This is a genomic window from Streptomyces sp. NPDC048523, assembly GCF_043199815.1.
Classification (GTDB): Bacteria; Actinomycetota; Actinomycetes; order Streptomycetales; family Streptomycetaceae; genus Streptomyces.
Genome location: NZ_JBICWQ010000001.1, coordinates 1,540,953 through 1,555,787 on the forward strand (window position 1 = coordinate 1,540,953; position 14,835 = coordinate 1,555,787).

A 14,835-nucleotide genomic window follows, 5' to 3' on the forward strand; every position below is an offset into this window, starting at 1 on the left:
CGGCAAAAAATACGGCAAAGCGGACGCAAAGAAAAGGAGATGCGCGCACCCCGGCCCGTCCCCCACGATTCGTGAGACGGGCTACGACCGGGAGGACCCGGCCTCCTGGAAGGACCCGGTGGTGTGGGTGCCCGGGATGGCACAGGGCCCGTTCGCGGCGGCCGCCGACTCGCCGGTCCTGCACGAGGCGTTCGACCTGCTGGTGGGTGAGAACCGCTGGCAGCCCCGCTACTCACTGGGCACTTTCCCCTTGCGGTTTCCGCACACGGGAGGAACCGGACGACGCACAAAAAGAGGGCACGGAAGGGACCCAGGCTACCTCCCTGACGGCGCGCCGGCCGGGATGTACCACACCAACCTGCGCTCCAGGGACCGTGCCCTGTTGATGCTGTTCCTGTTCAGCGAGGTCACCGGGACCGACACCCCGACCCGCATCCGGGTGGGCTCCCATCTCGACGTACCGTCGGTCCTGGAGCCGTACGGCGAACAGGGCGCGTCCTTCCTGGCGATGTCTACTACCTCTGCCACCCCTTCCTGGTCCACGCGGCCCAGCCCCACCACGGCACGCTCCCCCGCTTCATGGCCCAGCCGCCGCTGCTACCGGCCGAGCCGTACGAGCTGGACCGCCCGGACGGTGACTACTCGGTGGTGGAGTTCGCGATCCGCCGGGGCCTGGCCAAGGAGAGCTGACCAGACCCCGGCGGGGTGTCGTGCGCCGTACTCGGCAGATCTAGAGCGCCGGGTACGCGTTCTTCATGAGCTCCTGGAACTGCGCCGAGAACCAGTGGCCCGACAGCGGGGCGTTCGGCAGCGCACCGGACATGTTGTTGTTGTTCCGCGGGTTGCCGGTGTACGTCGGGTCGCACATCCGGTCGAAGCCCTTGCCCTCGTCGTTCGAGATCGCGGAGCTGGACCCGTCGGACTCACCCGGAGGCTTGATCCACACGTAGGCGTCGATCCCTGCGGCCGGGCTGGCCTTCGGGCGCTCACCGAGGCCGGCCCCCGACTGGTTGCACCAGTTGCCGACGTGGATACGCCGGTCGATCTTGCCGCCGTTGACGTAGGTGTCCACGTCCGTCATGGCACCGGGGCCGGTGGGCCGGGCGGTGCCGCCCCAGCCGTTGCGGGAGGTGTCGATCAGCATGCCGACGCCCGAGGGGAAGCCCTGGTTCACGGCCTCCTGCCGGAACGCCTGGGCGTAGGAGAGCTCGTCGACGTACCGGTTCCAGTCGACCCACTTGGACTCGCGCACGGACTTGCCGTTCACGGAGTCGTTGATGGTGAAGTTCTGCTCCTTCAGCGCGCTGTAGTTGGCGGTGTTGGTGATGAAGCCCTGTACGTCGTTGACGGTTGCGCCCTCGGCGGTGGCCGCCTGCTTGATCGTCTGGACGGTCGCGGAGAAGTTGTCGTCCCAGCCGAGCCAGCCGTGGTGCCCGGCGTCCACGTAGTTGTAGACGTTGGCGGCGTCACCGAGCTTGTTGAGCGCGTAGCCGACGCCTTTGACGTAGTTGCCGTTCGCCTTCATCGTGTCGCAGTTCGCGGTGGCGGTGGGCCGCGGGGTGACGTTGGTGACGAGGTTCGGCAGGGAGTCGAGCTCGACCGTGTTGACGATCCGCAGCGAGGCGTACTTGGGGTCGGCGAGGATCGCTGCGATCGGGTCGATGTACTGCGTCTTGTACTTGTCGATCTCCGTCGGGCCCAGTTCGCCGTTGGAGGCGAGGGCCGAGCAGTCGCGGCCGGGCAGGTCGTAGATGACGAGCTGGACGACGAGCTCTCCCGAGCCCTTCTGCTTCAGCGCCTCGTCGAGATGGGCGCGCAGGCCCATCTTGCCGCCGGTGCCGTTGATCGCGGCGATCCGGTCCAGCCACACGCCGGTGGGCTGGTTGGAGATGCGGCTGCCGCCCGGCTCTGCGGCGGCGTTGGCGGACCACTCGGGATTCACGTACACCTTGGCGCCCGCATACGGGTTGTCGACCCGGGTGCCGGGGGTACCGGGGTCCGTCGGGCCCGGGTCGGTGGGGCCGCCGCCGTCGACGTTGCAGGTCACGCCGTCGAGGGTGAAGGTGGTCGGGACGGCGTTGGTGCCGCTGTAGCTCCCCTGGAAGCCGAAGCTGGCCGAACCGCCGGTGCCGAGCGAGCCGTTGTAGCTCTCGTTGGCCGCGGTGACGGCCGTCCCGCTCTGGCTGATCTTGGCGTTCCAGCCGCTGGTGACCTTCTGGTTTCCGGCGTACGACCACTTCAGCGACCAACTCGACTTGGCGGCGCTGTTGTTGGTGATCGTGACGGCCGCGGTGAAGCCGGTGTCCCACTGGTTCTGCACCTTGTAGTCCACAGTGCAGGGGACGGCGGCGAGGCCCACGTCCCCGGGGGCCACGGCTAGCGCGGTCCCGGAGGCCCCGGCGACGAGCGCCAGGGCAGCGAGGAGCGCTGTTCTCGTACGACTCATGAGTGCGGGTTTCCTTCTCGTTCGCGGGTGTTGTCCGTTGAGCGGTGCTGTGCGTCGAGCGGGTGCTATCCGTTCAGGGCACGCAGATGGTCACGCAGCCCGGTGCCGAACGCTGTGGGTGTGCCGTCGTAGCTGCTGATCAGGGACGGTCCGGTGGAGCAGTCCCAGGTGTTCCAGGTCCAGCCGAGGTACGACAGGCCATGGCTGTCGAACCACTTCATGACCTGGTCGATGAAACCGTGCGCGCAGGTGTTCTCGCCGATCTCCCCCGCCACGAGGGGGACTTGAGCGGCCACCGGGGCGAGCGTGGAGTTCCAGCAGCTCTCGATGGAGCAGGTGTTGAAGTTGTACACGTGCCAGGCGGCGGCGAGATTGCCCGCCGGGTCGGCCGGTCTGTACGTCAGCCACTGGCTGAGGTCGTTCGAGTAGGCGATCCCGCCGGCCAGGATCAGGTTGGTCGCGCCGGTGCCCCGGACGCTGTCGACGAGATCCTGCATACCGGCGACCTCGTACCCGATGCCCGGGCAGGTGCCGCCGTCGCGCCAGCACTGCCACGCCTGGGTGGTCGTGGAGGTGGCGCGGTCCGGGTAGGGCTCGTTGAACAGGTCGAAGACGACGGTCCGGTCGCTCTTGAAGGTGTTGGCCACCGAGGCCCAGAAGGACGGCGTGTACTGCATGTCGGGCATCGGCTTCTGGCAGCTTGCGTGTACGTCGGAGCAGCCGGCGGAGTTGCCGGTGTACTGGCCGTAGGTCCAGTGCAGTTCGACCACGGGTGTCATGCCGTGGGCCTTGACCTTGGCGACCAGGTCCTTGACGGCGTTGATGTAGTTCGCCCCGGCGTAGGCCGGATCAATGGTGGACAGGCCCAGCCAGCACTCCTCGTTGAGAGGGATGCGGACCGCGTTGGCCTTCCAGTCGGCGATCGCCTTGACGGAGGCGTCGTCGACCGGGCCGTCGAAGATGCCGCGGCCCTGGACGCACATGAACTCGCCGCCGGACCGGTTCACTCCGAGCAGCCGACGGGTGGTGCCGCCCGCGTCCACGAGCTTGTTGCCCAAGACCCGCAGAGCGGGGGGTGTTCCCTCGGCCGGGTCCGTCGGGTCCGTCGGGTCCGTCGGGTCCGGCGTGGGCGAGGGCTCGGCAGCCGTGTTGCAGCTGGTGCCGTTGAGCTTGAACGAGGTCGGGACGGTGTTGCTCCCGGACCAGGACGCGATGAATCCGGCGCTGACGCTCGCTCCGGTGGCCAGCGAGCCGTTGTAGCTCTCGTTGGCAGCGGTGACCGTCGTACCGGACTGGGACCATTTCGCGTTCCAGCCCTGAGTGAGCTTCTGCCCGCCGGCGAAGTCGAAGGCAAGACTCCAACTGCTCACGGCGGCCATGTTGTTGGTGATCCTCACGGACCCCTGGAAGCCGCTGTCCCACTGGCTGGTGACGGAGTACTCCACCGAGCAGGCAGGGGCGGCGCCGGACGCCGTGACCACCGGCACCGTCACGGACCCGATAAGGGCAATCGCGCCGGCAACCGCTAAAAGTACTGAACGCGGGGGGTGTCGCATGAGCGACTCCTTGCAGATCAGCGCGGCCGTTACAGACGCGTCGACTGATGGAATCGCTCCCACTGGTGCCAAGGAAGGTAGCGCCAAGTGACGGCAAAGAACAGAGGGGTTACTTGACTTTTCCTCAGCGCCGTTCGTCGAATCTTTTCGACTCTTCAAGCACCTTGACCCCTTGAACACTCGTCCTCACTATGGGAGCGCTCCCACTGGTTCAAGCCTTGACTTCTCCGAGCCGCACAAGGAGGAACCAGCAATGCCCCCCACCAGGAGACGCCGGACCGTCCGGCGATTGTGGACCGCTGTCGTGGCGGCCATGGCACTGCCGTTCGCGATGCTGAGTGCGGCTTCAACTCCCGCACAAGCAGCTGCAGTTCAGTGCAGCGTCGACTACAAGACCAATGACTGGGGCTCCGGTTTCACCGCGGATCTGACGATCACCAACCGCGGCACGGACGCCATCAACGGCTGGGCCCTGACGTACAGCTACGCGGGCAACCAGAAGCTGAGCAACGGCTGGAACGGGACCTGGTCCCAGTCCGGCCAGACGGTCACGGTCAACAGCGCCTCGTACAACGCGAACATCGCCGCGGGCTCCGCGGTCACCACCGGCGCGCAGTTCACCTACAGCGGCGCCAACGCGGCTCCGACGAACTTCGCGATCAACGGCACCTCGTGCACCGGCGCCCATCAGCCGCCGATCACCGTGCTGACCAGCCCGGCCGCGGGAGCGGTCTACACCCAGGGCACCGCGGTCCCGCTCGCCGCGACGGCCGCCGCCGCGGACAACGCGACCATCAGCAAGGTGGAGTTCTACGACAACACCACGCTGCTGGGCACGGACACGACGTCGCCGTACTCGCTCTCGGTCTCCAGCTTGACCGTGGGCAGTCATTCGCTGCTCGCGAAGGCGTACGACAGCCTGGGCGCGTCCGGGGAGTCGACGCCGGTCGGCATCACGGTCGCCTCGGGTCCCGCGGTCGTCGCCTCCGCCACCCAACTCGCCGTCCAGCAGGGCAAGACGGGCACGTACACCGTGAAGCTGTCGACGCAGCCCTCGGCCAACGTGACCGTCACGACCGCCCGCACGAGCGGCAACTCGGGTCTGTCGGTGACGGGCGGTGCCTCGCTGACCTTCACCCCGTCGAACTGGAACACCGCGCAGACGGTGACGATCACCGGCAACGCCTCCGGCACCGGCGCGGCGACCTTCGAGTCGACGGCGACCGGCCACGCCAAGGCCTCGGTGACGGTCACCCAGATCGCGGCGACGGGCACGTACAACGCCCGCTTCCTGGATCTGTACGGCAAGATCACCAACCCGGCGAACGGCTACTTCTCCCCCGAGGGCATCCCCTACCACTCGGTCGAGACGCTGATCGTCGAGGCGCCGGACCAGGGCCACGAGACCACCTCGGAGGCGTACAGCTACCTCCTGTGGCTGCAGGCCATGTACGGCAAGGTGACGGGCGACTGGTCCAAGTTCAACGGTGCCTGGGACATCATGGAGAAGTACATGATCCCCACGCATGCCGACCAGCCGACCAACTCCTTCTACAACGCCTCCAAGCCGGCGACCTACGCGCCCGAGCTGGACACCCCGAACGAGTACCCGGCGAAGCTGGACTCCTCGGTCCCGGCCGGCTCGGACCCGATCGCGGGTGAGCTGAAGAGCGCGTACGGCACCGACGACATCTACGGCATGCACTGGCTCCAGGACGTCGACAACGTCTACGGCTACGGCAACTCGCCGGGCAAGTGCGAGGCGGGACCGACGGACACCGGACCGTCGTACATCAACACCTTCCAGCGCGGTGCGCAGGAGTCGGTTTGGGAGACGGTGCCGCAGCCGACCTGTGACCAGTTCAAGTACGGTGGCAAGAACGGGTACCTGGACCTCTTCACCGGTGACGCCTCCTACTCGAAGCAGTGGAAGTTCACCAACGCCCCGGACGCCGACGCGCGTGCGGTGCAGGCCGCGTACTGGGCCGACAAGTGGGCCAAGGAGCAGGGCAAGGGCTCCGACGTCTCCACGACCGTGGGCAAGGCCGCGAAGATGGGCGACTATCTGCGCTACGCCATGTACGACAAGTATTTCAAGAAGATCGGCAACTGTGTCGGTCCGTCCACCTGCGCGGCCGGTACCGGCAAGGACGCCTCGATGTACCTGCTGTCCTGGTACTACGCCTGGGGCGGCGCCACCGACACCTCGGCGGGCTGGGCCTGGCGCATCGGATCCAGTCACGCGCACGGCGGCTACCAGAACCCGATGGCCGCGTACGCACTGAGCTCCTATGCCGACCTGAAGCCCAAGTCGGCGACGGGCGCGGCGGACTGGAACACCTCGCTGGGCCGGCAGCTGGAGTTCTACCGCTGGCTGCAGTCCGACGAGGGTGCCATCGCGGGCGGTGCGACGAACAGCTGGGCGGGCCGTTACGCGACTCCCCCGGCCGGCAAGTCGACCTTCTACGGCATGTACTACGACCAGCAGCCCGTCTACCACGACCCGCCGTCCAACCAGTGGTTCGGCTTCCAGGCGTGGTCGATGGAGCGGGTGGCCGAGTACTACCAGCAGACGGGGAACGCGCAGGCCAAGGCGGTCCTCGACAAGTGGGTCAAGTGGGCGCTGTCCAAGACCACGATCAACCCGGACGGCACGTACCAGATCCCGTCGACGCTTCAGTGGTCGGGCCAGCCCGACACCTGGAACGCGTCAAGTCCCGGTGCCAACAGCGGACTTCACGTCACCGTCGCCGACTACACCAACGACGTCGGCGTGGCCGCCGCGTACGCCAAGACCCTGACGTACTACGCGGACCGCAGTGGTGACACCCAGGCCGCTTCCACGGCCAAGTCGCTGCTGGACGGCATGTGGAACAACTACCAGGACAGCCTGGGAATCGCGGTGCCGGAGAACCGGGCGGACTACAACCGGTTCGACGACTCGGTGTACGTCCCGAGCGGCTGGACCGGGACCATGCCGAACGGTGACGCGATCAACTCGTCGTCGACCTTCGAGTCCATCCGCTCCTTCTACAAGAGCGACCCGGCCTGGTCGAAGATCGAGGCCTACCTCAAGGGCGGTGCGGTGCCGTCGTTCACGTACCACCGGTTCTGGGCCCAGGCGGACATCGCCATGGCCATGGGGTCGTACGCGGAGCTTCTCGAATAACCAGCCCCCGCCGGGCGCTCCGCGGGTTGCGCCGTGTTCTGACTGCGGGTCCGTTGTGGCTGGTCGCGCAGTTCCCCGCGCCCCTTGAGGGGCGCCACAGTGCACGGCGCTTCCTCGGAACCGCCTGAAAGGCTCCGCGTATAAGGCTCCGCCACCGGACGGCGGGGCCGAAACGGCCGGGCGGCCCCCTCCCGCACTGGGGGTCGCCCGGCAACTCTCGCACCAGATGGAAAGCGCTTACCCCCCACTCCCCCTTTCCGGAAAGGACCCCCCGTGCGAAGAACCCGCATCCTCACGGCCGTGCTCGCGCTCGCGGCCGGGCTGCTCGCCGGCACCCCACCCGCACTGGCGGCCGACAGCACCGCGAAGGTCTCGCTCGCCGCCGACACGTACACCTGGAAGAACGCCCGGATCGACGGCGGCGGTTTCGTGCCGGGCATCGTCTTCAACCGCAAGGAGAAGAACCTGGCGTACGCCCGTACGGACATCGGCGGCGCCTACCGCTGGCAGGAGTCCTCGAAGACCTGGACGCCCCTGCTGGACTCGGTCGGCTGGACCGACTGGGGGCACACCGGCGTGGTCAGCCTGGCTTCCGACGCCGTGGACCCGAACAAGGTGTACGCGGCCGTGGGGACGTACACCAACAGCTGGGACCCGGGCAACGGCGCGGTGCTGCGCTCCTCGAACCGGGGCGCGAGCTGGCAGAAGACCGATCTGCCCTTCAAGCTGGGCGGCAACATGCCGGGGCGGGGCATGGGTGAGCGGCTCGCGGTCGACCCCAACAAGAACAGCGTGCTGTACCTCGGGGCGCCGAGCGGCAAGGGACTGTGGCGGTCCACTGACTCGGGTGTCAGCTGGTCGCAGGTGGCGAACTTCCCCAACGTCGGCAACTACCAGCAGGATCCGAGCGACACCAGCGGCTACGCCAGCGACAACCAGGGCGTCGTCTGGGTGACCTTCGACGAGTCGACGGGGACGTCCGGGAACGCCACGAAGACGGTCTACGTCGGGGTCGCCGACCTCCAGAACTCGGTGTACCGGTCGACGGACGCGGGCGCGACCTGGACGAGGCTCGCCGGGCAGCCGACCGGATATTTGGCCCACAAGGGCGTCCTGGACGCGGCGGGCGGCTATCTGTACCTCTCCTACAGCGACAAGGGCGGGCCGTACGACGGCGGCAAGGGCCAGGTGTGGCGGTACGCGACGGCGACCGGCACCTGGACGAACATCAGCCCGGTCGCGGAGGCCGACACCTACTACGGCTTCAGCGGGTTGACTGTGGACCGGCAGAAGCCCGGCACGGTCATGGCCACCGCCTACAGCTCCTGGTGGCCGGACACCCAGATCTTCCGCTCCACGGACAGCGGGGCGACCTGGACGAAGGCGTGGGACTACTCGTCGTACCCCAACCGCGCGAACCGCTACACCATGGACGTCTCCTCCTCCCCGTGGCTCACCTGGGGCGCGAATCCCTCGCCGCCCGAACAGGCGCCGAAGCTCGGGTGGATGACGGAGTCGCTGGAGATCGACCCGTTCAACTCGAACCGGATGATGTACGGGACGGGGGCGACGCTCTACGGCACGGAGAACCTCACGAACTGGGACTCCGGCGGCCAGTTCACCATCAAGCCGATGGTGCAGGGCCTGGAGGAGACCGCGGTCAACGACCTCGCCTCACCGCCCTCGGGCGCCCCGCTGCTGAGCGCGCTCGGTGACATCGGCGGCTTCCGGCACACGGACCTCACCAAGGTCCCGTCGATGATGTTCACCTCCCCGAACTTCACCACGACCACGAGTCTGGACTTCGCCGAGACGAACCCGAACACGGTGGTGCGGGTCGGCGATCTGGACTCCGGGCCGCACATCGCGTTCTCGACGGACAACGGCGCCAACTGGTTCGCGGGGAGCGACCCTTCGGGCGTGAGCGGGGGCGGTACGGTGGCCGCCGCCTCGGACGGCAGCCGGTTCGTGTGGAGCCCGGGCGGCGCGGGTGTGCAGTACACGACCGGCTTCGGTTCCTCCTGGTCGGCGTCGAGCGGGATTCCGGCGGGCGCGATCGTCGAGTCCGACCGGGTCGACCCTCGGACCTTCTACGGCTTCAAGTCCGGGAAGTTCTACGTCAGTACGGACGGCGGGGCGACGTTCACGGCGTCCGCGGCGACCGGACTGCCCGCCGGGGACAGTGTGCGCTTCAAGGCGCTGCCCGGCGTGAAGGGCGACGTCTGGCTCGCGGGCGGGGCGAGTGACGGGGCGTACGGTCTGTGGCACTCGACGAACGCCGGCACGAGCTGGACCAAGCTTTCGAACGTGGACCAGGCCGACACGATCGGCTTCGGGAAGGCGGCCGCCGGGGCGTCGTACCAGACGCTCTACACCAGCGCGAAGATCGGCGGGGTCCGTGGCATCTTCCGCTCCACGGACAAGGGCGCGAGCTGGACCCGCATCAACGACGACGCCCACCAGTTCGGTTGGACCGGCGCGGCGATCACCGGTGATCCGCGGGTGTACGGCCGGGTGTACGTCTCGACCAACGGGCGGGGTGTCATCTACGGCGACACGTCCGACACCGGCGGAGGCGGCGGCACCGATCCGACGGACCCGCCCGATCCCACTCCGACCGGCGCCTGCGCGGTGACGTACAAGATCACCAACCAGTGGTCGGGCGGTTTCCAGGCGGACGTCCAGCTGAGCAACACCGGTTCCAGTGCCTGGACCGGCTGGTCACTCGGCTGGACCTTCCCCAACGCCCAGACGGTCTCCCAGACCTGGAACGCCGAGTCCACCCAGTCGGGCTCGACGGTCACGGCGAAGAACGTCGGCTGGAACGCCAACGTGGCCGCGGGCTCCTCGGTGAGCTTCGGCTTCACGGGGAGCTGGTCGGGGACGAACGCGAAACCGGCCGCGTTCAAGCTGGGTGACCAGGCCTGCACGGTGGCCTGACCCGACGACAGGGCGGCTGTCCGCAGCCGCCCTGTCGCTCATGTCACGGCGTGTACACCGTCGGCCTCGGTGCCGTCGGCATCCCGTTGCCGATGAAGAAGCTCGGGTGCGGGGGCTGGTTGTAGGCCGTATTTTGCCAGGCCAGGGCAGTGCGGTACATCGTGTCGTGGAGGAGGGTCGTGATCTTCGTCGTCGTCTCGTACGGCGTGGAGTAGACGCGGAGCGCCTTGTTGTCCGAGGTGGGCCAGACGACCTCCTCGCGCCAGTCGCCCAGGATGTCGCCGGACAGGGACGGGGTCGCCTTGGTGCTGTTGTTGGAGTGGACCGACGCTCCGGTCAGCAGGCGGGTGTCGGACGAGGTGCCGTACTTGTCGATGTGGGTGCCGTCGAGGAGTTCACGGACCGTGTCGCCGTCCCACCAGGACAGGAAGTTCACCGAGGACGGTTCGCGGCCCTTGGTGGCGCCGGCCTCGTCGCGGATCGAGGAGTCGGAGGCCGACCAGACCTCGGCGCCGTCGTTGCCGGCCCAGATGTCACCGGCGACCCCCCGTCCGTTGTCGCAGCACGCGGCCAGTTTCCAGTTCACCGTGCCGTTCGCCGGGTTGATGTAGAGCTCCGCCGGCTGGGAGGTCGACTCGGAGACCTTGAAGTACTCGAGACCCGCGTGGGAGGGGTCGAGGTCGCCGAGGTGCTGGGCGTCGCCGTGCCCGGTCTTCGTGGTCCACAGCCCGTTGCCGTTGTCGTCGACCGCCATCGCCCCGTAGACGATCTCGTCCTTGCCGTCGTTGTCGACGTCCCCGACGGACAGACTGTGCGAGCCCTGACCGTCGTATCCCTTGCCGCTGTTGGTCGAGGAGTTGGTGTCGAAGGTCCAGCGGCGGGTGAAGGCGCCGCCCCGCCAGTCCCAGGCGGCGATCACAGTGCGGGTGTAGTAGCCGCGGGCCATGATCAGCGACGGGCGGGCGCCGTCCAGGTACGCCGTTCCCGCGAGGAAGCGGTCGACGCGGTTGCCGTACGAGTCGCCCCACGACGACACCGTGCCCCGGGCGGGGACGTAGTCGACGCTCTGCATCGCCTTGCCGGTCTGTCCGTTGAACATGGTCAGGTACTCGGGGCCGGACAGGACATAGCCGCTGGAGTTGCGGTAGTCGGCCGACGAGCTGCCGATCACCGCGCCCGTGCCGTCGACCGTGCCGTCCGCCGTCTTGATGGCGACCTCGGCCTTGCCGTCGCCGTCGTAGTCGTACGCCTGGAACTGCGTGTAGTGCGCGCCGGAGCGGATGTTGCGGCCCAGGTCGATCCGCCACAGCCGGGTGCCGTCGAGCTTGACGCCGTCGAGGATCGTGTTGCCGGTGTAGCCGGACTGGGAGTTGTCCTTGGCGTTGGTCGGCTGCCACTTGAGGACGAAGTCCAGTGCCCCGTCGCCGTCGAGGTCGGCCACCGAGGCGTCGTTGGCCTCGTAGGTGTAGGCGACGCCGTCGGGGGTTGTGCCGCCGGACGGCGGGCTGATGGGAACGTCCTTGTAGCCGCTGCGGAGTTGGACCGCGTGGACCGAGTCCGCCTGCTCGACTCCGCCGACGACCGCCCGGACGGTGTAGTCGGCCTCGGCGGGCGCGCCGGAGTGGAAGTAGTTCGTGGAGCCGGTGACCGGGGTCGAGTTGACCTTCGTGCCGGCGCGGTAGACGTTGAAGGACACGTCGTTCGGGTCGGTGCCCAGCCAGCGCCAGCTGACCAGGTTGCCACTGCTGGTGTGCACGCTGACGACACCTCGGTCGAGCTTCTCGACCTGGCGGGCGGTGGCGGCCTCGGCCGTACCGTGCGACAACGCGGTCAGACCGGCGGCCACGAGGGCCACGGCGGCGGTCGTCGCCGAGAGGAGGGCCCGGCGTCTGCGGTGGGGGTGAGGATGCCGGTGGGGGTGCGGGTGCGGGTGCTGCACGGGGTGAACCTCCGAAGCTGTGGGGACGGACGGGTTCCACCCCTCAGTCGCCGCACGGGGAAGCCGAGTTGCCGTACCTTTCGGCCAGTTCGGCGACCGTTCGCGCCATCCGTTCGCGCAGCTCGGGGGGGTCCAGCACCTCGATGTCGGCGCCCAGGCGCAGGAATTCGCCATGGGCGTGCTCGACGGACTCGATGGGGACCCGGGCGAGGGTCCGACCTGCGGGATCCGTACGGACATGGGCCGCCCTCGGCACAGCCGCCCGCCCGGCGCCGGCCGCACGAGCGCCTCGCTCCGGTACAGCCGGTCGCGGAGGTCCCGCTGTACGGCGACGCGAGCCACGCCGGCGGCTACCGCCTGCTCGACGGCTACCGCACGGCGACCACGGCCCGTACGTCTCGGGCCGGTCCCGGGCCATGCCGTACCTCAGGTCGGCGCCCGTCCCCCGGGTCGCGGGCCGGGCGGCGGCGAGCCCGGGGGTGACGATCCCGGTGCCGCAGGCCACGGCGTCGTAGGCGTCGGCCTCCTTGTCGTGGTCGAGCGCCGCCTCACTGGGCTCCGTGACCGGCGGCGAGCGCCTCCACCCGTTGTGCGAGCGCGAAGTCCTTCTCCGTGAGGGCGCCGCCCGCGCTGTGCGTGTGCACGGACAGTGCGACCGTGTTGTAGCCGAGGGTGAGGTCGGAGTGGTGGTCGAGTTCCTCCTGGACCTGGGCGATGTGGACGACCATCGCCGTGGCGGCGAAGTGGGTGCCGAGGCGGTACGAGCGGGTGAGGCGGCCGTCGTCGACGGACCAGCCCGGCAGTTCCGCGAGCCGGTCCTCGATCTCCTTCTGCGACAGCGGTTCGACGGGCATGGCCTCGCTCCTTCCTGGGGGTCGGGGGTGTTCTCAGCGTCCCACAGTTGTACCGCCGAGGCCCTGGTCAGGAGGGTTCCCGGCGGCCGGACGGGGGACATCTTCGGCCGTGTACGCCCGCCCCTCGACTACGGTCGTACGTATGACCACTGCCCACTCCGCCACAGCCACCCCTCCCGGCCAGGGCGTGGGCCCCCTCCTGCGCGCCTGGCGGGAGCAACGGCGGGTCAGTCAGCTGGAGTTGGCGCTGCGGGCGGACTCCAGCGCCCGGCATATCAGCTTCGTCGAGACGGGACGTTCCCGCCCGAGCGAGGAGATGGTGCTGCGGCTCGCCGAGCATCTGGAGGTGCCGGTGCGGGAGCGCAACGCGCTGCTGCTCGCGGCCGGTTACGCCCCGCGCTTCCCGGAGACCCCGCTGGACGATCCGGCCCTGGACACCGTGCGGGAGGGGATCGAGCGGCTGATCCAGGGCTACGAGCCGTATCCGGCCCTGGTGTTCGACGCCGCGTATCACGTCGTGGCCGCGAACCGGGGGATCATGATGCTTCTGGACGGCGTCCCGGAATCCCTGCTCCGGCCCCCGCTCAACACGATGCGGCTCACCCTGCACCCGCAGGGCCTCGCCCCGCGCATCCGCAACCTGCGGGAGTGGCGCGGCCATCTGCTGGAACAGATGCGACGGCAGATCGCCCTGCGCCGCTCGGAACGGCTGCGGGAACTGTACGAGGAAGTCGCGGCCTACCCGGTGCCGGGTCCGGAGGAGTCCGACGACGACCGACCGGCCGAGCAGGTCCCCTACTTCGCGCTGCCGATGCGGATCGAGCACGAAGGGCGGACGCTGTCGTTCATCTCGTCCACGTCCACGTTCAACACCCCCATGGACGTGACCGTCGCCGAACTGGCCATCGAGACGTTCCTCCCTGCCGACCCGGCGACGGCCAAGTACCTTCACTCGCGGTCTTGACCGGTGAGACCGGCTCCGGGCATGGCACACTGCACGCAAGCTTCGACGCGTAGGGGAGGCGTGGCGTGAGTGAGCGGCGACCTGCGCCGACCGTGGGCCAGGTGGTGCTCGGCAGACGGCTGCAGGAATTGCGGGAGGCGGCCGGCCTCAAGCGTGAGGAGGCCGCGCAGGTACTGCGGGTGGCCCCGGCGACCGTACGGCGGATGGAAATGGCCGAGGTCGCCCTGAAGATCCCGTACGTCCAGGTGCTGCTCGAGACGTACGGGGTGCCCGAGGAGCGGGTCGGGGCCTTCGTCCAGCTGGCCGAGGAGGCCAACAAACCGGGCTGGTGGCAGCGGTTCCACGACGTGCTGCCCGAGTGGTTCAGCCTGTACGTGAGCCTGGAGGGCGCGGCCGGCATCATCCGCTCCTACGAGCCGCACTTCGTGCCGGGACTGCTCCAGACCGAGGACTACGCGCGTGCCGTCATGGAGGCCGGGACGATCGGCCACGCGGGTGCCGAGTCGCTGGAGCGGCACGTGTCGCTGCGCATGGCCCGGCAGGAACTGCTGGAGCGCCCGAACGCGCCCCATCTGTGGGTGATCATGGACGAGACGGTGCTGCGCCGCCCGGTGAGCATTCGCTCCCAGGTGATGCGCGAACAGCTGGACAAGCTGCTGGAGTTCGCCGAGCGCGACCGGATCACGCTCCAGGTGTGCGAGTTCCAGGAGGGCCCGCACCCGGGGACGTACGCGCCCTTCTCGCTGTTCCGCTTCGCCGAGCCGGAGCTGCCCGACCTGGTCTTCACCGAGTACCTGACGGGCGCGCTGTACCTCGACTCCCGCCAGGAGGTCGCCACGCACCTGGAGGTGCTGGACCACATGTCGGCGCGGGCCGCGTCGGCCGAGCGCACCAAGAAGCTGCTGCGGGAGCGCCGCGAGGACTTCTGAGCGGGCATCACCGCACCACACGTCCCAGGACACGTCTC

9 protein-coding genes and 1 pseudogene are annotated in these 14,835 nt (G+C 68.7%); 5 read left to right on the forward strand and 5 right to left on the reverse strand.

What is annotated here, in order from left to right; all coding sequences use genetic code 11:
• Positions 1–70 precede the first annotated feature (70 nt).
• Positions 71–690: pseudogene (locus ACGFWE_RS07020) on the forward strand (phytanoyl-CoA dioxygenase); the annotation flags it as partial.
• 40 nt (positions 691–730) lie between these two features.
• Here ACGFWE_RS07020 and ACGFWE_RS07025 read toward each other — a convergent pair.
• Positions 731–2,446, reverse strand: a complete 1,716-nt coding sequence (locus tag ACGFWE_RS07025; RefSeq protein ID WP_393598441.1) for a glycoside hydrolase family 6 protein — start codon at positions 2,444–2,446, stop codon at positions 731–733.
• 65 nt (positions 2,447–2,511) lie between these two features.
• Positions 2,512–4,002, reverse strand: coding sequence for a cellulose binding domain-containing protein (locus ACGFWE_RS07030; protein WP_352381262.1), 1,491 nt, complete (start codon positions 4,000–4,002; stop codon positions 2,512–2,514).
• Positions 4,003–4,255: 253 nt separating this feature from the next.
• Here ACGFWE_RS07030 and ACGFWE_RS07035 point away from each other — a divergent pair, with 253 nt between their 5' ends.
• Both ACGFWE_RS07035 and ACGFWE_RS07040 read left to right on the forward strand, forming a co-directional pair.
• On the forward strand, positions 4,256–7,171 hold the full coding sequence (locus ACGFWE_RS07035; RefSeq protein WP_393598443.1) for a glycoside hydrolase family 48 protein: 2,916 nt from the start codon (positions 4,256–4,258) through the stop codon (positions 7,169–7,171).
• A 273-nt stretch (positions 7,172–7,444) separates the two neighbouring features.
• Positions 7,445–10,111, forward strand: coding sequence for a cellulose binding domain-containing protein (locus ACGFWE_RS07040; protein WP_393598445.1), 2,667 nt, complete (start codon positions 7,445–7,447; stop codon positions 10,109–10,111).
• A gap of 43 nt (positions 10,112–10,154) precedes the next feature.
• On the opposite strand, the gene ACGFWE_RS07045 is transcribed toward ACGFWE_RS07040, so the two are convergent.
• From ACGFWE_RS07045 to ACGFWE_RS07055, 3 genes are all read right to left on the reverse strand, one after another.
• Complete coding sequence (locus ACGFWE_RS07045; protein WP_393598447.1) at positions 10,155–12,050, reverse strand: rhamnogalacturonan lyase; 1,896 nt, start codon at positions 12,048–12,050, stop codon at positions 10,155–10,157.
• Between the two features lie 43 nt (positions 12,051–12,093).
• Positions 12,094–12,306, reverse strand: a complete 213-nt coding sequence (locus tag ACGFWE_RS07050; protein WP_393598449.1) for a WYL domain-containing protein — start codon at positions 12,304–12,306, stop codon at positions 12,094–12,096.
• 292 nt (positions 12,307–12,598) lie between these two features.
• The gene (locus ACGFWE_RS07055; RefSeq protein WP_352381269.1) at positions 12,599–12,904 is read right to left on the reverse strand and encodes a 4a-hydroxytetrahydrobiopterin dehydratase; all 306 of its coding nucleotides are present in this window, start codon (positions 12,902–12,904) and stop codon (positions 12,599–12,601) included.
• Between the two features lie 142 nt (positions 12,905–13,046).
• Between ACGFWE_RS07055 and ACGFWE_RS07060 the strand changes: the two genes are divergently transcribed.
• Both ACGFWE_RS07060 and ACGFWE_RS07065 read left to right on the forward strand, forming a co-directional pair.
• Positions 13,047–13,868 (forward strand): helix-turn-helix domain-containing protein, encoded by an 822-nt coding sequence (locus tag ACGFWE_RS07060; RefSeq protein ID WP_393598451.1) that lies wholly within the window; start codon positions 13,047–13,049, stop codon positions 13,866–13,868.
• Positions 13,869–13,933: 65 nt separating this feature from the next.
• Positions 13,934–14,797 (forward strand): helix-turn-helix domain-containing protein, encoded by an 864-nt coding sequence (locus tag ACGFWE_RS07065; protein ID WP_393598453.1) that lies wholly within the window; start codon positions 13,934–13,936, stop codon positions 14,795–14,797.
• Positions 14,798–14,835 lie beyond the last annotated feature (38 nt).